24 protein-coding genes and 1 pseudogene are annotated in these 17,598 nt (G+C 43.0%); 13 read left to right on the top strand and 12 right to left on the bottom strand.

Features of this window, described 5'->3' with window-relative positions; genetic code table 11:
* Positions 1–64: 64 nt before the first annotated feature.
* From EBB54_RS02850 to EBB54_RS30015, 9 genes are all read right to left on the bottom strand, one after another.
* Positions 65–457, bottom strand: a complete 393-nt coding sequence (locus EBB54_RS02850) for a hypothetical protein (protein ID WP_125126268.1) — start codon at positions 455–457, stop codon at positions 65–67.
* Position 458: 1 nt separating this feature from the next.
* Complete coding sequence (locus EBB54_RS30020) at positions 459–635, bottom strand: hypothetical protein (protein WP_154677763.1); 177 nt, start codon at positions 633–635, stop codon at positions 459–461.
* A 276-nt stretch (positions 636–911) separates the two neighbouring features.
* Positions 912–2,021: a Gfo/Idh/MocA family protein gene (locus EBB54_RS02845; protein ID WP_125126267.1), complete on the bottom strand. Its 1,110-nt coding sequence runs from the start codon at positions 2,019–2,021 to the stop codon at positions 912–914.
* A gap of 149 nt (positions 2,022–2,170) precedes the next feature.
* Positions 2,171–3,004 carry a carbohydrate ABC transporter permease gene (locus tag EBB54_RS02840; RefSeq protein WP_125126266.1) on the bottom strand — a complete coding sequence of 278 codons (834 nt, stop codon included), beginning with the start codon at positions 3,002–3,004 and terminating at the stop codon, positions 2,171–2,173.
* Positions 3,004–3,894, bottom strand: coding sequence for a carbohydrate ABC transporter permease (locus tag EBB54_RS02835; protein WP_125126265.1), 891 nt, complete (start codon positions 3,892–3,894; stop codon positions 3,004–3,006). Before EBB54_RS02835 ends, EBB54_RS02840 begins: the two co-directional genes overlap by 1 nt.
* 72 nt (positions 3,895–3,966) lie before the next feature.
* On the bottom strand, positions 3,967–5,301 hold the full coding sequence (locus EBB54_RS02830) for an ABC transporter substrate-binding protein (protein WP_125126264.1): 1,335 nt from the start codon (positions 5,299–5,301) through the stop codon (positions 3,967–3,969).
* Positions 5,302–5,523: 222 nt separating this feature from the next.
* On the bottom strand, positions 5,524–6,378 hold the full coding sequence (locus tag EBB54_RS02825) for a helix-turn-helix domain-containing protein (protein ID WP_125126263.1): 855 nt from the start codon (positions 6,376–6,378) through the stop codon (positions 5,524–5,526).
* 110 nt (positions 6,379–6,488) lie between these two features.
* Positions 6,489–6,944: a YhcH/YjgK/YiaL family protein gene (locus EBB54_RS02820; protein WP_125126262.1), complete on the bottom strand. Its 456-nt coding sequence runs from the start codon at positions 6,942–6,944 to the stop codon at positions 6,489–6,491.
* Positions 6,945–7,562: 618 nt separating this feature from the next.
* A complete protein-coding gene (locus EBB54_RS30015) occupies positions 7,563–7,739 on the bottom strand; it encodes a hypothetical protein (RefSeq protein ID WP_154677762.1) in 177 nt (58 codons plus the stop codon).
* A 190-nt stretch (positions 7,740–7,929) separates the two neighbouring features.
* Between EBB54_RS30015 and EBB54_RS02815 the strand changes: the two genes are divergently transcribed.
* The 5 genes from EBB54_RS02815 (at position 7,930) to EBB54_RS02795 (ending at position 11,418) form a co-directional block, all read left to right on the top strand.
* On the top strand, positions 7,930–8,691 hold the full coding sequence (locus tag EBB54_RS02815) for an ABC transporter ATP-binding protein (protein ID WP_243127863.1): 762 nt from the start codon (positions 7,930–7,932) through the stop codon (positions 8,689–8,691).
* Positions 8,692–9,217: 526 nt separating this feature from the next.
* Complete coding sequence (locus tag EBB54_RS30960; protein WP_243127487.1) at positions 9,218–10,237, top strand: hypothetical protein; 1,020 nt, start codon at positions 9,218–9,220, stop codon at positions 10,235–10,237.
* A gap of 37 nt (positions 10,238–10,274) precedes the next feature.
* Positions 10,275–10,481 carry a DUF1648 domain-containing protein gene (locus EBB54_RS02805; RefSeq protein WP_004082613.1) on the top strand — a complete coding sequence of 69 codons (207 nt, stop codon included), beginning with the start codon at positions 10,275–10,277 and terminating at the stop codon, positions 10,479–10,481.
* Positions 10,482–10,514: 33 nt separating this feature from the next.
* Positions 10,515–10,814, top strand: a complete 300-nt coding sequence (locus EBB54_RS02800; RefSeq protein WP_125126261.1) for an autorepressor SdpR family transcription factor — start codon at positions 10,515–10,517, stop codon at positions 10,812–10,814.
* Positions 10,801–11,418, top strand: coding sequence for an SdpI family protein (locus EBB54_RS02795; RefSeq protein WP_125126260.1), 618 nt, complete (start codon positions 10,801–10,803; stop codon positions 11,416–11,418). Before EBB54_RS02800 ends, EBB54_RS02795 begins: the two co-directional genes overlap by 14 nt.
* Before the next feature lie 373 nt (positions 11,419–11,791).
* Here EBB54_RS02795 and EBB54_RS02790 read toward each other — a convergent pair whose 3' ends face one another.
* The 3 genes from EBB54_RS02790 to EBB54_RS30955 all read right to left on the bottom strand — a co-directional run bounded on the left by EBB54_RS02790 (position 11,792) and on the right by EBB54_RS30955 (position 13,718).
* Entirely contained in the window at positions 11,792–12,067 is a 276-nt protein-coding gene (locus EBB54_RS02790) for a type II toxin-antitoxin system YafQ family toxin (protein WP_125126259.1), read from the bottom strand.
* A complete protein-coding gene (locus EBB54_RS02785) occupies positions 12,064–12,339 on the bottom strand; it encodes a type II toxin-antitoxin system RelB/DinJ family antitoxin (protein WP_125126258.1) in 276 nt (91 codons plus the stop codon). The genes EBB54_RS02790 and EBB54_RS02785 overlap by 4 nt, the downstream gene beginning before the upstream one ends.
* A gap of 398 nt (positions 12,340–12,737) precedes the next feature.
* Complete coding sequence (locus EBB54_RS30955; protein WP_193554334.1) at positions 12,738–13,718, bottom strand: efflux RND transporter periplasmic adaptor subunit; 981 nt, start codon at positions 13,716–13,718, stop codon at positions 12,738–12,740.
* Positions 13,719–14,016: 298 nt separating this feature from the next.
* Here EBB54_RS30955 and EBB54_RS02775 point away from each other — a divergent pair, with 298 nt between their 5' ends.
* The 8 genes and pseudogenes from EBB54_RS02775 (at position 14,017) to EBB54_RS02740 (ending at position 17,594) form a co-directional block, all read left to right on the top strand.
* Positions 14,017–14,235 (top strand): helix-turn-helix domain-containing protein, encoded by a 219-nt coding sequence (locus tag EBB54_RS02775; protein WP_125126257.1) that lies wholly within the window; start codon positions 14,017–14,019, stop codon positions 14,233–14,235.
* A 14-nt stretch (positions 14,236–14,249) separates the two neighbouring features.
* Positions 14,250–14,768: a DUF1819 family protein gene (locus tag EBB54_RS02770; protein WP_243127485.1), complete on the top strand. Its 519-nt coding sequence runs from the start codon at positions 14,250–14,252 to the stop codon at positions 14,766–14,768.
* A complete protein-coding gene (locus tag EBB54_RS30950; RefSeq protein WP_243127484.1) occupies positions 14,765–14,932 on the top strand; it encodes a BREX-1 system adenine-specific DNA-methyltransferase PglX in 168 nt (55 codons plus the stop codon). The genes EBB54_RS02770 and EBB54_RS30950 overlap by 4 nt, the downstream gene beginning before the upstream one ends.
* Positions 14,933–14,946: 14 nt before the next feature.
* Positions 14,947–15,186, top strand: coding sequence for a DUF3791 domain-containing protein (locus tag EBB54_RS02760; RefSeq protein ID WP_125126256.1), 240 nt, complete (start codon positions 14,947–14,949; stop codon positions 15,184–15,186).
* Positions 15,183–15,653 carry a DUF3990 domain-containing protein gene (locus tag EBB54_RS02755; protein WP_125126255.1) on the top strand — a complete coding sequence of 157 codons (471 nt, stop codon included), beginning with the start codon at positions 15,183–15,185 and terminating at the stop codon, positions 15,651–15,653. Before EBB54_RS02760 ends, EBB54_RS02755 begins: the two co-directional genes overlap by 4 nt.
* On the top strand, positions 15,650–15,865 hold the full coding sequence (locus EBB54_RS02750) for a DUF3791 domain-containing protein (RefSeq protein ID WP_125126254.1): 216 nt from the start codon (positions 15,650–15,652) through the stop codon (positions 15,863–15,865). Before EBB54_RS02755 ends, EBB54_RS02750 begins: the two co-directional genes overlap by 4 nt.
* An 88-nt stretch (positions 15,866–15,953) precedes the next feature.
* A complete protein-coding gene (locus EBB54_RS32105; RefSeq protein WP_125126253.1) occupies positions 15,954–16,175 on the top strand; it encodes a hypothetical protein in 222 nt (73 codons plus the stop codon).
* Between the two features lie 19 nt (positions 16,176–16,194).
* A pseudogene (locus EBB54_RS02740) lies at positions 16,195–17,594 on the top strand (ATP-binding protein).
* Positions 17,595–17,598: the final 4 nt, after the last annotated feature.

Genomic DNA, 17,598 nt, shown 5'->3' with positions numbered 1-17,598 from the left:
GGGGGGGATTTGACCCTCGCGGAGGGCTGCCAAAGCCCTCTTAACAAACTTCTTTCCATATGCCCTATATCTGAATTATATCATCAACACATTTGTACAGCTTATAGCATTTCTGATCACTTTCCTGCACAAATGTATTCATATCTTCTTCAAAAGTTTCAGCAATCTTTGTCCCCTGGTATCTGCTATGTACAGCCAAATAATTAATATTAACAGTACCACCCATAGGTTTATATATTCTACGATTACCAACTATTTCTATCTGATCCACACGGCCGACTTCAATATTATAGTAACCGATTATAAAATCTTTTTTATCAGACAGCATCACATAAGTAATGCCCTGGTTTTCATCCAGAGCATCTCCATTTTTCAGAAAATTGTCAATAATAATATTCCCACATTCGAAATGATTCTTTAAATTTTCAAATTCTCTTGTGTATTTTTTAATTTCCATTCTAATTACTTTTATTCGTTACAACACTAATTAATTTTCCGGCAGGATCAATATCAAAGGAGAACTCATGAGAATTGATAAACTCTGTCATCTTCTTATTATCTTCCGATGCAGGAGTTCTAGACAATACCATATTAGTAACAAATGGTAAACCAGGTTTCATTGCACATGCATTCATTTCTTTTTCTCCTTTCTCTGATTCTCTTCCTTTTCCCGTATTATAGCACCTCAGTCATCTAAATTCAATGACTGAGTATAGAATATTATTCACATCAGCCTTGATGAATACACGTTTACCATATACTCAGTCATCGTATTTACTACTATGTGCCTTATCAACTTAATTAATACAAGCATTGTCTGGAAGCCGGCCAGCGTGCAGAACTACAGGTATTCTTTTTACGTTGACTCAATTCATAAGTGAGCCAATATCCCATTAAAAATACTCTTATCCCTATCCGATGATCTCGCTCAGCTTCACTTTCCGATCCTCAAATCTGGATTTCGTGCACGCATCCGCCGTGGCAATGGCAGCCCTCGCCGCTTCGCCTGTCAGCAGAGGCTTAAACTCGTCATCCACCTCATTGCCGTGGAGAATCCCGTTGAGGTATTTCATTTCATTTTTCATAATACTGTGCAGCCACATGGGCGGCTTCTTTCCCGGTCTGCCGTACATGATCGCGCCGTCCATCTCTGTGCCGTGGTAAATCCTTGTCCGGTCGTCGTCCTCCTCCTGCGACTCATGCACTAGAAAATGCTCTTCCTTACCTCCGATTTTTACGGTTCCCCCGCAATTGCACATATCAATCTTAATGGCACCTTCTGTTCCCTGGATCAGAACATAGTGCTCCGCCCAATGGAACGCGGAGCCCCATTCCAATACCGCGAAGCGCTGATCCGAAAACTGCATGTTCACAAACAGCATATCGTCCTCATCCCCAAACGCTTCCCCCTGATGTACGACATTTCCGCCCGTCATGGTCACTTCCTCGGGCATTCCGCCCATCAAAAACTGCACGCAGTCCAGCTCATGGATGTGATGGTACAGATGCCCTCCTGATTTTTCCCGGATCTTCTTCCAGGAGATATCCGGCTGCTGTTCCTCCCAGCCATTCCGCGCGGAATGGCAGTAAAGGACTTTTCCGATGGCTCCTTTGTTGATCAGTTCCTTTGCATGACGGACGCCCCGGAAAAAATTCATCACATGCCCGGCCATAAAGACCACTCCATGTTCCTGACACGCCCTCACCATCTCGTCGCAGTCCGAATAAGAAAGCGCGATCGGTTTTTCACAAAAGACATGGACGCCGTGCTCTGCCGCCTTGATCACGGGCTCTTTATGTAAATAGTTGGGAGTTGCCACAATGACCGCCTCCACATCCTTACGGCTGTATAATGTATCCAGATCCGTTTCCACATCGCAGCCCAGTTCGCCCGCCGCAGACTGTCCGTTTTCCGGATCAAGCACTGCCGCAATTTTCGCTCCCTCCTGCTCCTGCATGATTCTTCCCAGCTCTGCGCCGAAATAACCGGTTCCTACAATTGCATATCCTATTGTTTTCAATCTTCATTACCTCCCTTTTTGTAACCAATTTGCATAGCAAATTGATTGTCTGCCCGCCATCTGCGAAGCAGATTTTTAATGCGGGCAATACCCGTATCATTTTTTCATACGATACTTTACTTTTTCATACGATACTTCACACTGCATTCTTATTTGACCGCGCCCTGGGTCATTCCGCCCGCAATCTTATTCTGGATAAACATAAAGAATACCACGGATGGGACTACCACAAGGGCGGATGCCGCCATCATGTCTCCCCAATTTAAAATTTCTGCCCCCTGTAAGGATTTCAATGCCACGGAAACCGTCATTTTATCCGTACTGTTGATCAGAATCAAAGAATACAAAAATTCATTCCATGCGTTGATGAACGTATAGATCGCCGTCGCCACAATCCCCGGCATGACCAGCGGAAGTACGATCTGTACAAACGTCTGCAGCTTATTTGCGCCGTCCACCCTGGCCGCCTCCTCAATCCCGATGGGCACCGTTTTGAAAAATCCCACCAGCATCCACACGGCATAAGGGACGCTGAATGACAGATATACAATCATCAGGCCGATTCTCGTATTGACCAGCCCCAGCCTTGCCATGACCATGGAATACGGAATGGCAAGCAGGATCGGCGGGAACATATAGGTGGTGACCAGCACTTTCGACATGGCGGACCCCAGCTTTGGAAAAAAACGGACGATCCCATATGCTGCCATCGAGGAAATCACAATGGCAATACCAGTCGTCGTGACCGCGATGATCAGACTGTTCCCGATATTTCCGGCAAATCCCAGATCCCGGATTACATGGGCAAAATTATCAAACGTGAATTGTTTCGGTAAAAACCGGGTCGGTTCCGACGTCAGCTCCCCGGATGATTTTACCGAACAGAGCAGCACCCACACCAACGGGAAAAAGGCCGCCGCTGATAAGATGATCAGATAGATATGGCAGAAAATATTGCCGGCTCTTTCTTTTTTGTTCGCCATCACTTGTCCTCCCTTTCCCATTTTCCAATGATCGTAAAATACACCACGCATATCAATAATAAGAATGCTAGCAGCAGCATTGTGACTGCCGAAGACCGTCCCAGCAATTTTGATCCCCAGCCCATGTTATAAGCGTAGATCGGTACGGTTGTCGTCGCGTTTGCCGGCCCGCCGCCGGTAAGCAGATAAATCAAGTCAAAGTTATTGAACACCCAGATGGTACGAAGGACGACTAACAGCCCCACCACCACCTTGATATGCGGTACTGTGATAAACCAGAACTGCTGCAGCTTTGACGCCCCGTCGATCTGGGCCGCTTCATACTGGTCCTGGGGGATGGTCTGGAGGGCAGACAGCACATTGACCATGATCATAGGCGCCCCAAACCAGATATTGATAAAAATGAGTGTGAAAAACACCAGGCTGCTGTCGCTGAGAAACTGCGGCAGTTCGCTGCAAATTCCTAATTGGACTAACATATTGGGCACAAATCCGGACACCCCGTTTAAGATCCATTTCCAGGACAGCGCGATCACGATGGAAGGAAACGCCCATGGAATGATCATCAGGGTTCGGTAAACCCCTTTTCCCGCTTTTACCCGGTTGATGGCAAGGGCCGCTGTAAATCCTACGGCCAGTTGGCCCAGCAGGGACCCCGCCGTCCACAAGAGGGAATTGAAAAATGCTTTATAAAAGTTCGAATCTGACAATACCGCCTTATAATTTTCCAGCCCTACAAACTCATAGGTCAGGCGGATCAGATGTTTTGTAGTCATACTGTAGTACAAGCTTGAAAAGATCGGGTAAATCAGTAAGAGACCTACGGAAAGCAGCGCGGGAAGGACAAAAATCCAACGGGCATAATCCACATGTATATTTCTTTTCTTCATATATGCCTTTCCTTTCTTGGACTATTTCGATCATTTATCTTGACCTTATAAATACATAGTCTGTGTTCTGAATTACTGCACGGTATCGAATAACTCGTTCAGTTTATTTTCTGCTGCTTTTGCCGCTTCCTTTACATCGGTACCATTTGTAATGATATCCTGGAACATGCTTTCGATGATCCCCTGCGAAGTAAGAAGGCCGGCCTGGATGCTCGGGCCGTGCTCATACCCGATGGCAGTCCCCTTCTCCATCGCGTCCGTGATCACCCCGACTGCGTTCGAAAACTTCTGGACGGTCTCGTTTTCCTGATACTCCTGCGTATCTGAGATACCGCTGATGGAAGGAAGCATTCCCACCGGGGTCGCCTCCAGGAATTTGATATATGTATCCTTTTCGTACAATTTTTTCATAAATGCCTTGCACACTTCCGGATATTTTGAATTTCTCCAGACCACCATGGGGATGTTGGAGGTTTCGGCTCCATAATCCGGATCGTCCGCGTGAATCTTCGGAAGCGGCGCGCAGTCGATCTGGTCGACCAGATCCGGAGAGTTGGTCTCCACGCCGCCGATCTGGAATCCCGAATTGAAATCAAATGCTGTTTTTCCCTGGTAGAACAAATTTGCCTGATCCAGTACGACATAATTCACGGAATCTTTCGGAGAGCAGTTTTTATAAATATCCAGCCAGTACCGGATTCCATCCATTGCCAGATCGCTGGTCAGATCAGCTTTTAGGTCCTCTGTCAAAAGGCTTCCTCCGCCGCTCCTCACATAAAAATTCAGAAATCTGGTTCCCATCAGGTCGCTGGACCCGCATGGGAAGGAGCACCCGTAGACCTCCCCTTTTGTAAGCGCCTTTGCGGCCTCTGCTAATTCATCCCATGTGGCCGGCACCGAAAGCCCTGCTTCCTCCAACAGGTCTTTGCGGTACCACATGACCTGAGCATGGGAATACAGCGGTAAGGAATAACAGGTTCCCTCTTTTTCACCTTCCGACAGCGCCGATTCGGAAAATTTATCCCTTCCGATTTCGTCCACCAGGTCGTCAACGGACACCAGCGCATCCGCGTCCATCATCTCCACCACATGCCCCGGAAGCGCGGTGCTCATATCCGGCACATTTCCGGATGCCAGCCCGGTCGTCCATTTTGTGTAAAAATCTCCCCAGGAGAAGGTCTCAATCGTGATCTTCACGCCCGGGTTGTCTTTCATAAACTGATCTGCCGTTTCCTGGATGACTTCCAGCCTCGGCCCCTGTGTGAAAGAATGCCAGAATGTAATGTCGCCTTTTAATTCTCCCGAATCCTCCTGCGCGGCAGAGCCCTTGCTTTCAGACCTGCCCCCCGCAAGCGCGGCAGCGGCGATCATGGTTCCCGCCAATAATATGGCCAATTTTTTTCTCATAAGCTTGTCCTCACTGATTCATTGTACAGTTAACTGGTTACTACTTTTCAATGCGGCCACATCAAATTGTTTCTTCTATTTTATCTGTATTCTTTCTGCTAATCTACTAAGGGCACACTTAAAAATAGCATCTGGCACTCATGCTCTGTAGTTCGCCGGTCAGCCTGTGAACTGCTGCCGCAATTTATTGCCGTTTCCCGGTCAGCCTGCGTTCTCCATGCCTCACTTGCTCGCGACCTTCCGATACTGATTCGGCGTAAATCCAAATGCCGCCTTAAATTCCCTTATAAAATAATTCGTATCCTCATATCCGCACTGATAGGCGATATCAATCACGTTGTCATGGGTGACCAGCAAAGCCCTTGCCGCCGTGGTCAGCCGGATTTCCCGCACATACGCCATGGGGCTTTTTCCCATATTCTCCTTGAACAGGCTGCTGAACCGCTGTTTGCTTAAGCCTGCCATCTTCGCCATCTTCTGCGGATTGTATTTTTCCTGGGGATGCAGGATAATATAATTCGCCACCATGTAGATTCTCGGATCAACCTGGTCATTGTTCTTTGCGGCCCTGTGGTTCAGCGCTTTCTCCTCCGTATTCCCCACAAAATCGCCGGTGTCCTTGTCCACCTTGCTGCCGCGCATGGCCAGTGAGCCGATGAGGAGGTCTAAGTATCCCCTTACAAAGCATTTTTTGACCCTCGCATCCTTCCTCACCCATTTGTAAATCTCCTGAAAGAAAATATCTTCCCCTTCATTTTCCAGCACCCTTGGAATCCCGTAATACTCTGTCAGAACATCCTCGCCCTCATAAAATACCGAGGTTGTAAAACGGATGCTGTAAAACTCGAACGTTTCGCTGGAGACTTTGCAGGACATCCTGCTTCCCTGGGGAATGTATACGATCTGATTTTCTCTCACAATGATCGTTTTGTCATCTATGCAAAATTCCGCCCTTCCCTTTACGATATACCGGAATATGCCGTATGGCGTAACGGATTCCGGATACACCCATGTTTTTCCCATGGAATAAAACTCAATAAACAAAAAAGTAAAACGAATGTGATCTATCGCTGACATTTTAACCTCCCGCAAAAACAAAAGTGCGCTTCGCACACTCCTGCGTTGTTACATTCTTAGCAGCGCAGCTTTTGTTCCGCGCGCGTAGCTGCGCATCCCCCGGAGGGTTGTCACTTTTCAACTTTGATCTTTACGACAATCTTCTTTACGGTTTCCGGCGTTTGATCCATCATGGCCACTTTATGGGCATCGCTTGGAAAACATACCATAAAATCCCCGGGCCTTAAAAGGCAGCTTCCGGATGCAGGTCCGGTGAAAAATCCAATATCCTCTTCCTCACTGTATGGAGTTTTGACCTGCAGACTGCGCACGTCCGCCGTTGCGATTCTTTCCGCTCCTTCCATAATATAGTGGATATCCATGTATTTTTTATGTGCTTCATATACACATTCTTTCTCTTCCTTACTGATAAACGATACCGGGCCGGCAAACATACAGTCCTCCAGAATCACTGTATCCGGTAAGATCTCATCCCATCTGCTGATCTGTTCCAGATAGCACAGCGCCTGATAAATCTTCGTTTCCGCCTTGTAGTTTTCCTTATTCCTGATCGCATCGAATATCATACTTTTTGTTCTCCTTTCAAAAACGCACTTTTTTGTCATTGCCCGTTCTATTATAAAAAACAAAATGAAGTTCCGATACGGATTATGCGCTCAAAAATAGCACTACACGCTCATTTTCATTCTTTTTCTTCTATATTTTTGGAATCTATAACGAAATGCCGACAGACATCCTTTTTCCTTATTATATCAATGTCAACATAAAGGAGCATGCCATATGGAATACATGCAGTTACTTGTTCGTTTGAAAGAAAATAGATATCAATACCACGCATACGGCAATCAATTACTGAACCCGTATTTAATCCAGACACGTATTTTGACAGGGAATTTTTTCACAGATTCAGCAAATTGATATCCATGGAGCTTCAAAAAGACTCTGCGTTCCGAAGAAACAAGGGGGGCACATATTCTTATTTTTTAACAGACCTGATCAGCCGGAACCTGAATCAGAATCCAGTTTCTGATCCACCCCGGCCTTATGAGGCTTTACCTCTATGCCTAGAAACACGGTACGGATTTTATGGAGACGATTCTGGAATTCTTAAATATTCAATGCCTGGATGACGTTTGCCATCATAAAGCTTGACTCGTCAACCCTCTCCTGTTCCAGAGATTCTATCATAACTCCAGTATCCGTTCATATTCCCCCACGATCGTCCTCAGGTCATTTTCCTGAAACAGCGCCTCCGCTGAAATCAGGACCTTTTCAAAGGCCGCGCCCGGGGCAATGTCGTAAACTGCTTTGATATCCCAAAGTAACTTTCTCAGCTGGTCTTCCAATCGCTTCCCGTTCATACAGGGCATGATTTCTGAATTGTCATATACCAAATTACGCTTCGTTATGCAATTCCAACTTCTTCTCTGCAAAAAAACTATACTTCAAATAATTTCACAGCCAGAATATGCTTCTTGTATTGACATTTCTCAGACCCGGTGCTATACTGTAAGTAACCAATTAACTAAAAGGTTAAAAGCTATAAAGGGGGTGTTCTTTTTGTTAGAAGTGTCCGGCCTGTCTTTCCATTATCAACCGCATGTACCTGTGCTGACCAATCTTACTTTTTCCGTATTAGATGGAGAAATCGTTGGCCTGTTAGGGAAAAACGGAGTTGGGAAAACTACAGCCTTAAAGCTGATTTTGGGGTTGCTGCCGCTTGAAAAAGGCTCTGTCTGCCTTGGCAATTACTCGCTGGATCTACATCCCATGCAATACAAGAAACAAATAAACTATGTTTCTGACAGCCACGATATATACAACAATCTTACGGGAAAGGAATATCTGAATTTTATAGCGGATATGTACGAAGTACCTTCTGAAACAAGAAGTAAAATTTATACTCCGCTGATAGAAGCGTTTCAGGTAGAAAAATATCTGAACAGCCCTATTAAAAAATTATCCCATGGGACAAAGCAAAAAATTGCTGTTATAGCGTCCCTGGTTAATGATCCCCTGCTTTGGGTGTTAGATGAGCCAATGACGGGACTGGATGTAGAATCTGTTCAGGTCTTAAAGGAATTGATTCAATCCAGGGCAGCCCACGGAAAATCTGTTCTATTTTCATCTCACATATTGGAAATCTGTGAGAATTTGTGTGATAAAATTGTCATCATGCAGGCTGGAACACTTCAGAAAACAATCGAGCTTCGAGATAACCCTTCCTATATTTCTCTGGAGGATATTTATTTGGAGGTGGTTAATGATGTACCGATGGATAAAGGTTTTTCAATTAAGCAAAACAATCCGTAAGATCCATTTCAGCTTTTTGAATTTTCGGTATAAGTTAAAAGAACGCCCTGATACCTATGTTATTGTGCTGACTTGCTTTGTTTTAAGTATGATAGGCGTGTTCTATTACTACTATTTTCAAATGCTTGGGCAGCTTTATGACGGACTTTCCGAGCTGGGGTTGGGAGATTTGTTTTGTCGGCTTGCACTGTTTGCAGCGGCGATGATACTCTCAATCGTGAGCGCCTTCCTGCTGATAAATATTTTTTGCTTTTCAAAGGATATCGAACACTTGCTGCTATTTCCCGTGAGGCCATGCGACATTTTTACAGGTAAGTACATTACAGTCATCATGTTTTGCTATGGGATTGAACTTTTACTGCTGCTTCCTGCGTGTATCATTCAAACGCAATACATGGGAGATAGTTCTGCGGTCATTACATATATCTCTGCGGCAGCGATACTTCCTCATATTGTCGTGTTCCCATTAGCGGTTCTTGTGACAATATGCCTGAAAATTGCCATGCTTCTGAAATGTATGAGGATCATGCTGGCAGTCACAGGAATCATGGTGTATTTTGCAGGCAGCCTGATCGGCGTTCTATTATCAAATGGGCAAACAGGCGCAGAACGAGACTTATTGAACCGGGTTCATGATTTGATTGTACCATTCCCGTTCTATAATTCGTATATCCGTTTTCATCCCGGATTAAAACTATTCTGCATCATACTTGCCGCTGTGTTTATCGGCGTATACTACTATTTGAGTCATCTTGTGATCGGAGAGAAATATGCCATTTATGATAAAGAGGGACGGATTCGCTTAAAGGCGGTGAAATACAACTCATCGTCAAAGCTGAGAAGCTATTTTAAGAAAGAGTACCAAACGTTTTTCCGTAATCCGGTGTATGTCATAAACGGATTGTTTGGAATTTTTATTACCCCCTTTTTATTGCCGCTGTCTTTTCGGATCAGTGCAGACGCAGAGAATATAGAACAAATAAGAGCCCTGGTATCAGCCTCGGAATTTTCCTTTTATGCGGTACTGTTTGCGCTTGCGGTAATCGTACTTACATCCGCAATCAATGTAGTAGCTTCAAGCAGTTTTTCCAGAGAGGGGGCAAGTTTTTGGATAATGAAGATCATTCCGTATTCATTAAAGCGGCAGGCGTTTGTGAAAGCCCTGTTTTCTACAAGTATTTCGATTATGGGGATTATCATAAATTGCTTAATATTCAAGGTTTACTTTAACTATAGTTTTATCCAGATTGGAATAATCTCTTTCGTTGGCATATTATTTGCAGTGCTATGGAACTTGATCGGAGTATTTATCGACATGAAACGTCCAAAATTGGAATGGACAAATGAAGCAGAAGCAATCAAGCAAAATGTCAATGTGGTTTTCTCTATTTTGCTTTGTATCGCAATTTCAATCGGATATTTCTTTGCGGCAGCAAAAATGCTTCAGAACGGATTCGCTGCCGGAGGCATTATAACCTTTCTATCGTGCAGTGTATGTATTCTAATTTTACTTGTGTGTAAAGGAATTGCGTCTCATCAAGAGTAATATTTCAAAATATGTCATTCAAAAGGAGGAAGAAGCTATGAGTAAGAAAAAAATGATCCCTGCAGTGTTATTGATCGGAACCTTTGTCATATTGTTTGCGGCAACATTTTTCCTTCCGGACAAGATACCCTTCCATTTTGATGTGAATGGAGAAGCAGGCTGGTATGCAAGTAAGTATTTTATCCTGCTGCTTACACCTGTTCCGTATTTGATTTACCATCAATTTACACACAAGGAAAAATGAATACAGTATTATGTGGAAAGGAGATTTGTTTAGATGACTACTGTATTCAAAGCTTTATCTGATGATACCAGGCGGCAGATCCTAAAGCTGCTCGCAAACGGTGATATGACGGCGAAGGAAATTTCTGAAAATTTTACGATTTCAAAGCCTGCCATATCAAAACACCTTGATATTTTGAAAGAAGCAAGGTTAGTGACAGGCGAACGGACGGGGATGTCCGTTACTTATTCCCTTAATGCTTCTGTATTGCAAACAACTTTAGGAACATTTTTGGAATTTTTTGATACAAATAAATCGACAGGAAAAGAGGAAAACGAGAATGAAACTATGTAGAAGTCTGAATATGATATTCCTGATTTTATTCATTATAGGGACAGCCTTATGCTTTAAATACCTTCCCAGCGAAATACCTTTGTTTATGCAAAGCCCTCCCCGTTGGGTTTTTGTTGGGATTTGTTTTGTTATTTTGCTTGCGTTAGCTATTGCAGCCTTTTTTCCTCACAAAATCTCCAAAAACGACAATGAAGTGAGAAATGATATTACTCTAACTGTAATTCACTTCTTTGGACTTGGAATTTTTCTTTTCTATTTTGTCACGATAGCTAAGTATTGCGGTTTGCAAATGAATTACATGAAAGGCATTGTGCTTATCGTAGGGAGCTTAATGGTATTAGTCGGAAATTTTTTACCGCAAATGCCTTACCGCAGCCGGATTGGTTTTAAATTGCCTTGGATTCTAAAAGATAAACTATGCTGGCAAAAAACGCATAGATTTGCCGGGTACACGGCAATTCCTTTTGGGCTTATCCAGTGTCTGCTTGCTTTGTTTGTGCCAAACAACAATCTTGTATTTTTGCCGGGAATTGGTATTTGGATTATCATTGTGTGTATTTATTCATTGATTACTTTTTATCAGAACAAGAGGAAATTGGGGTAAGTATAAGCCATCAGACAGCAGCGGTAAGTAACTCAAACTTCGCATTTGCATAAGCGCCTGTTTTATGTTTTTCCGATGAAATGTCTGACATCACATGGATTCAGGTTTTTCAATTGTTGCTGTCAATGTTCAGATCGCTGAACATTGACAGCTGAATAACTGCCAGATATTGCATTTTCAAGGCGCAAAGATAAAATTGTATCCTCGCCTTTTTCTATCCTTTTCTGGATTCCTCTGTTCTCTACGTGTTCTAATACTTCACATATATTCGTTGGTTTCCTTTCCATATCCGGACTATACCTCAAAACGGTTATCACGTGTCATAACTGACATCAACTGCAATAGTCCATGTAATATCTTCCATGATTCAATTTTAAAACAAATCACTATGCGTTCCTGTCCTTGTCAAATACAATATCAGTTCTCCATTATCAATTTCATATATGAGCAACCAATCCGGAGTAATATGGCATTCTCGGCAATTAACAAAATCTCCGTTTAAGCTATGATCACGATTTTTCTCAGGTAATTGTTCTCCATCAGCCAATTTCTTAATTATATTTGTCAGCAATGAAATGTCGTACCCTCTTTTTTGTATTCTTTTCAAATCTCTTTGAAATTTAGTAGTTGGTTTTACTGTATATTTCATACCAGCAACTCCTTCATCATTTCATCGACATCCGTATAAGATTTTCCCATAGAGGGGTTTTGTTTCATTTGACGCACTTCTTCTATTGCTTCTTTTGTTTCTTCATTAGGAATATCCATAGAAATCATAAACGGGATTCTTTGTTCTCTGACTGCCTGTTTTGCAGATAATGTAAAAAAAGTTGTCATATCCATTCCAAGATTAGAAACAAGTTCCTGCAACTGTGCTTTTAAATCTTCGTCCATTCTCATTGTAATATTAGTCGTTGCCATAATATCAACACCTTCCTTTACAATATTATATTATCCCAAATGTGCCATGTCAATACATTGTATATATGGTTACAGTTCACACCCTGGCCGGGTGCTCACAGTAACGGCATCCAGCCCATTGAAAAGTCGCCTCCCGGCGGTCCTAAGCGCCAGCGACGCTTGTTTAGGACGGACCGGAACGGAGTGTAGACGGGCTGGATGCCCGCCCCATCACTGAATTGGCCGGATGCCGTGCAGCGAGTGCACGACACCGTGTGAACAGTAACGCATACAGCGCATATAAAGCTTTTTTTCACACAGGTACACTATAAAAATATATAAAATTTCATTATAAAAAGCCGCAATCCCCATCCTTTAGATTACGGCTTTTTTCTTAGCGATACGATCTATATAAAAGATTATCTATAGCAGTTTTTGCAAGGTCCATCCGTATACCTTTGTGCTTCTGATAAAGTCACCTGGCGGGCATTGTTTGGATTCATATTTCCGCAATTCGGTTTATTGTGATATTTACTTCCGGTTGCAGATAACCATACCATTGCTTCTATTGGAGCCGTCTGCTGATTCTGCTCTTGCGCTATACGCGCCTGCTCCGCTGCGATCTGCGCCTGTTCCTGTGCGATCCGTGCCTGCTCCGCTGCAACCCGTTCCTGTTCCGCCTGTTCCGCTGCAATCCGTGCCTGCTCCGCTGCAATCCGTTCCTGTTCCGCCTGCTCCGCTGCAATCCGTGCCTGTTCGGCCTGTTCGGCGGCGATCCGTTCCTGCTCCGCCTGTTCCGCAGCTATACGCTCCTGTTCCGCCTGCTCCGCTGCAATCTGAGCCTGCGCAATCGCTTCTTTGTCTTCAAATTTCAGCGTAAGTGTATTACTCATAACATCCGAATACTCTACGCTAATATCAAATTCACCATCTACAGATGAGGTAAACGTTATTTTATCATCTTTAAAATCCAATTCACCGCCTGTTATTTCAAAAGCGGATTTTGGGATATGATAATCTTCCGGATTCGTTTCTACAACAATATCTACTGGATTATTAATATCATAAACTTGATCACTGTCCAGGGATAATATAATTTCTTCAAGCTGTTTTTCCGGTGTCGGTGTCGCTGCAGCTACACAGAGAATTAGAAACCAAAAGCCAAACAAGCCGCTAAACAGGGTTTTTACAATTTTATTCCACTTTTTATTCCTCCAAGTCAATACAATACCAACTGGAAAAAACATAAATAACCAAAATAGAATCCACCCCGTTTTTTGGTACCAATGCACTTTTTCTTTTTTCTTAGAAGTCAAATTATTTTGTTTCTTACCAGACGTACCTTTCGTTTGCTGCTCAGATGTCTTAGCAGCACTTTTTTTCGTAGTTTTGCCATTCATCAATCTGCATCCTCTTTCTATAGATTACCTGTATCCCCGACACGCCAAATACATGTTAAGTATATCACAAATTCTTCCTTTTATCTGTTCAATAATTCTTTTTTCTTTTTCTCAAATTCTGCTCTTGTTATCATAATTTCCAAAATGACAAATCTGAACTGCGAGTTCGTAAAGCATGAATTTGAAATTTTGACATCTTGATTGTACTATTCGCACTTCTATGCTATGATAGAGGAAATAACGGGTAAATAACGAGAATACTGAACTTTAAACAGGAATAATGGTAAGAGGTGACAATATGGCAGTATGCTATAAAAAGCTGTGGAAAATGCTGATTGATAAAGACATGATAAAAAAAGACTTGCGCTTGCAGACTGGTTTCAGTACGACAACAATGTCGAAGTTATCTAAAGATGAAAATGTCAGCATGGATGTATTAGAAAAAATTTGTTCCGTATTAAATTGCGATGTTGGGGACATCATGGAATTTGTTCCTGGTAAAAAAGAGGAACCGTAAGGAGGCAAAACATTGTGGATCATTCTTATCCGTATATAGCGTCTTTGACCAGAGAACCGTTCCTTTTCTATGAAATGCGTTCCACCGCAAAGCTGATGAGCGAAGGACTCTCAGATGAAGCGATTGTAACAGAAATTGTGGAGCAGAATCTTTTCCAGTATCCAACTGAAAAATCGATTACACGGATGGCAAAAGCCTGTATGAAACGACTTCATGCTCTGGAAGATGAAACTCTGGTTTCTGCGATTGCATCGCAGCCGACAGAGATAGCAAAGCAGATCTGCCTGTATGCGATGATGAAGCAGAGCCGACTTGTTTGGGAGTTTATGCTGACAGTCATTGGAGAGAAGTACCGGTTAAGGGACACGTCCTTTGGTAAGATAGATTTGATTTCTATGCTGATCATTGTAAGATTTATCAGAAACGTCCGATCTATTGGCTGTTTGACAGCGGCAAGAAGAATGGCTTTAAGGCACTGCTATTGCCGGCCTGGAACAGCGTATTGCCAATGCTTCCACCCAGCGAGCGTGTGAAGCTGAACAGAAAGCTGACTGCTTTGCAGGCACAAGATGCCGAAATCCGCATCTACGAAGAGAAAATTCATCACCTTGCCGACCAGATGATTTCTATTGACCTGGACGACGGCGTGAAGAAAAATTATGCAATTTTTCAGGATGTTTTGGCTAAAATAAAGTAAAGGAGGGCTTGCGTATGATGACGGATGAGAACATTAAAAATTCCAACGAGCTTGAGTTTGCCGTTTTCTGTATTGAAAATGTTGCGGCAAAGCTGGCTGTGGATGCAGAGCGCGTTTATCAGGCGTTTGCCGAAAAGAGCGATATTCTGAACGGTTATATCGTGCCGGAATACGAAGTATTGCACACCCAGAGCCGGGAATATATCGTGAATGACCTCCTTGATGTAATGAAGGAAAAGGGGGTGGAAGTATGATTCTCTATCATGGTTCTTTTTTAGAAATTTCACAGCCGGATTTGGTTCATTCCCGCCCCAATTTGGACTTCGGACGTGGCTTTTATGTCACACCGCTGTATGAGCAGGCTGCAAAGTGGTGTGGAAAGTTCAAACGTCGAGGAAAAGATGGTATTATTTCAAAATATGAGTATGATGAGAGCCGGGAAACTGAACTGAATGTTTTGAAATTCGATTCTTATTCCGAGGAATGGCTTGATTTTATTCTGAACTGCCGCAGTGGAAAAGATATGACCAACTATGACCTTGTATTTGGTGGTGTTGCCAATGATAAGGTATTCAATACAGTGGAACTGTTTTTTGACGGACTGATTGATAAAGCAGAAGCCATCCATCGTCTGCGTTATGAAAGGCCGAATCTGCAAATTTGTTTCTGCACAGAAAAAGCACTGTCTTTGTTGCATTTTGAAGGGAGTGAAAGATTATGACGGCAAATCCAATTCTGCTTCAAAAAAAATATTGTCGTGTCATTGAGCGCTTTGCAAAACAGCAGGGACTTTCACTGGATGCGGCATTGAGCTTTTTCTATCATTCCGAGGTTTATCAGCTGATACGAGATGGCGTATCGGACATGCACTGTATGAGCGATGCATATTTGGTAGAGGAATTGGTACAAGAAGATAGTCAAAATAAAGAATAATGGCTTGTCAGTAATTTTGGACTCAGTGAGTCCAAAATTTAGAAACACCAAAAAATAATGTGAATATCTAAACATAGGAAGGTGCTACATGACACTACAGGAAGTGGTTGCAAGATTTAATACAACCCCATTTTTATTTGCGGGTTCTGGTATTACCCGAAGATATTATGGATTACCAGATTGGGTTGGTTTATTGACGTACTTTGCCAAAAAGGTAAAGAAAGATCCATTTGCTTATAGATTCTATGAAAATAAAGCCAGTAAAATATGCTTGCATTGTCGATTGGTTTGGCAACGACCAGATTTTTGATAAAGAAAGGAGGAGGATCATGACCATAATAGAAGAAATTCTTGCAGGGGAATCCAAGAATGTGGAGTTCAAAGAGAACCTGCCAGAGAAGTAATTGGCTTTGACAAGGAAGAGGTATTCTAGAAAATGGATGCAATTGCCAATGCCGTATCAGATAGCTGTGAACCGACGATTATTCCGGATATTACATTACGGACAGTTGACGGTAAGACTGTTATTGTAGCGGAAATTTCCGAGGGCAGACAGCGACCGTATTATATCAAGGCTCTTGGTAGAGAAGGCGGGGTATATGTCCGTGTTGCCGGAACTACCCGTCTTGCTGACGAATACATGATCAAAGAGCTGATGTTTGAAGGAAGCAATCGCTATTTCGATCAAGCTTTGTGTACTGGATTAACGATTACAGATGAAGATATTGACGCTCTTTGCAAAGCCATGAAGGAACAGGCATTGAAAAACGCTCATAATGAAGAACAGAAAGCATCTGTCAAAGAGGTTGGCAGACAGCAGTTGCGTTCTTGGGGGGTTTTGATTGAGCGTGACGGAAAAGATTATCCGTCCAATGCCTTTGCCATTTTGACTGGCAACGGAGGACTTCATGTCACAACACAATGTGGTGTGTTCAAAGGTACAACAAAAGCGGTATTTGTTGACCGTAGAGAATATCCCGGCCCGCTTTGGGAGCAAATAGATGAAGCATTTCAGTTTGTTCTGCGGAATATTCATCTGGGCGCGACTATTGTGGGGATTTACCGGCAGGATGTTTATGAAATTCCACCGGATGCCATTCGTGAATTAGTTATCAACGCTGTGGTACATCGCAGTTATCTGGATCATGGAACGATACAGGTTGCTGTTTATGATAACCGGCTGGAAATCACTTCTCCTGGCAAATTGCCAATGGGACAGACTGTGGAACGTATGAAGGAAGGTTATTCTAAAATCAGGAATGAAGCACTTGCCCATGCGTTTTCTTATATGAATTTAATTGAGCATTGGGGAAGCGGCATCCCGAGAATTATTGGCAAAGTAAAGAAAGCCGGATTGCGGGAACCAGAATTTATTGGTGGTGAAGTTGATTTGCGTATCAACATTTATCGAGACCAGAGCAATGATACAGTTGACCTTAATGACCTCAATCGTGATCTCAATGATCCCAATAGTGCCGATAAAGTGCCGGATAGTGCCGATGATGTGCCGGATAATGCTATCAAAATGCCGGATAGTGAACAGAAACAATGCATTTATAAATATGTACTGGAAAATGGTTCTATAACAACAAATAAAGTGATGGAACTTCTTAATGTGAAGCAGCGTAGAGCAAGGGTTATTTTGCAGTCGATGATTGAAAAAGATTGGCTGAAAAAAACGGGTGCAGCAAGAAGTACCATTTATTTGAAGAACGCAGAGGGGAGGTAACGCG

Origin of the sequence: Schaedlerella arabinosiphila (assembly GCF_003885045.1) — a bacterium.
Taxonomy (GTDB): domain Bacteria; phylum Bacillota; class Clostridia; order Lachnospirales; family Lachnospiraceae; genus Schaedlerella; species Schaedlerella arabinosiphila.
Note: the sequence above shows the minus strand (reverse complement) of the source record. Positions and strands in the feature narration are given on the sequence as shown.

Coding starts and splice junctions, on each gene's coding strand:
- EBB54_RS02850 (WP_125126268.1), bottom strand. CDS start 457: ATGGAAATTAAAAAATACACAAGAGAATTTGAAAATTTAAAGAATCAT.
- EBB54_RS30020 (WP_154677763.1), bottom strand. CDS start 635: ATGAATGCATGTGCAATGAAACCTGGTTTACCATTTGTTACTAATATG.
- EBB54_RS02840 (WP_125126266.1), bottom strand. CDS start 3,004: ATGGCGAACAAAAAAGAAAGAGCCGGCAATATTTTCTGCCATATCTAT.
- EBB54_RS02835 (WP_125126265.1), bottom strand. CDS start 3,894: ATGAAGAAAAGAAATATACATGTGGATTATGCCCGTTGGATTTTTGTC.
- EBB54_RS02830 (WP_125126264.1), bottom strand. CDS start 5,301: ATGAGAAAAAAATTGGCCATATTATTGGCGGGAACCATGATCGCCGCT.
- EBB54_RS02825 (WP_125126263.1), bottom strand. CDS start 6,378: ATGTCAGCGATAGATCACATTCGTTTTACTTTTTTGTTTATTGAGTTT.
- EBB54_RS02820 (WP_125126262.1), bottom strand. CDS start 6,944: ATGATATTCGATGCGATCAGGAATAAGGAAAACTACAAGGCGGAAACG.
- EBB54_RS30015 (WP_154677762.1), bottom strand. CDS start 7,739: ATGAACGGGAAGCGATTGGAAGACCAGCTGAGAAAGTTACTTTGGGAT.
- EBB54_RS30960 (WP_243127487.1), top strand. CDS start 9,218: ATGCTGGCAGTCACAGGAATCATGGTGTATTTTGCAGGCAGCCTGATC.
- EBB54_RS02805 (WP_004082613.1), top strand. CDS start 10,275: ATGAGTAAGAAAAAAATGATCCCTGCAGTGTTATTGATCGGAACCTTT.
- EBB54_RS02800 (WP_125126261.1), top strand. CDS start 10,515: ATGACTACTGTATTCAAAGCTTTATCTGATGATACCAGGCGGCAGATC.
- EBB54_RS02795 (WP_125126260.1), top strand. CDS start 10,801: ATGAAACTATGTAGAAGTCTGAATATGATATTCCTGATTTTATTCATT.
- EBB54_RS02790 (WP_125126259.1), bottom strand. CDS start 12,067: ATGAAATATACAGTAAAACCAACTACTAAATTTCAAAGAGATTTGAAA.
- EBB54_RS02785 (WP_125126258.1), bottom strand. CDS start 12,339: ATGGCAACGACTAATATTACAATGAGAATGGACGAAGATTTAAAAGCA.
- EBB54_RS30955 (WP_193554334.1), bottom strand. CDS start 13,718: ATGAATGGCAAAACTACGAAAAAAAGTGCTGCTAAGACATCTGAGCAG.
- EBB54_RS02775 (WP_125126257.1), top strand. CDS start 14,017: ATGGCAGTATGCTATAAAAAGCTGTGGAAAATGCTGATTGATAAAGAC.
- EBB54_RS02760 (WP_125126256.1), top strand. CDS start 14,947: ATGATGACGGATGAGAACATTAAAAATTCCAACGAGCTTGAGTTTGCC.
- EBB54_RS02755 (WP_125126255.1), top strand. CDS start 15,183: ATGATTCTCTATCATGGTTCTTTTTTAGAAATTTCACAGCCGGATTTG.
- EBB54_RS02750 (WP_125126254.1), top strand. CDS start 15,650: ATGACGGCAAATCCAATTCTGCTTCAAAAAAAATATTGTCGTGTCATT.
- EBB54_RS32105 (WP_125126253.1), top strand. CDS start 15,954: ATGACACTACAGGAAGTGGTTGCAAGATTTAATACAACCCCATTTTTA.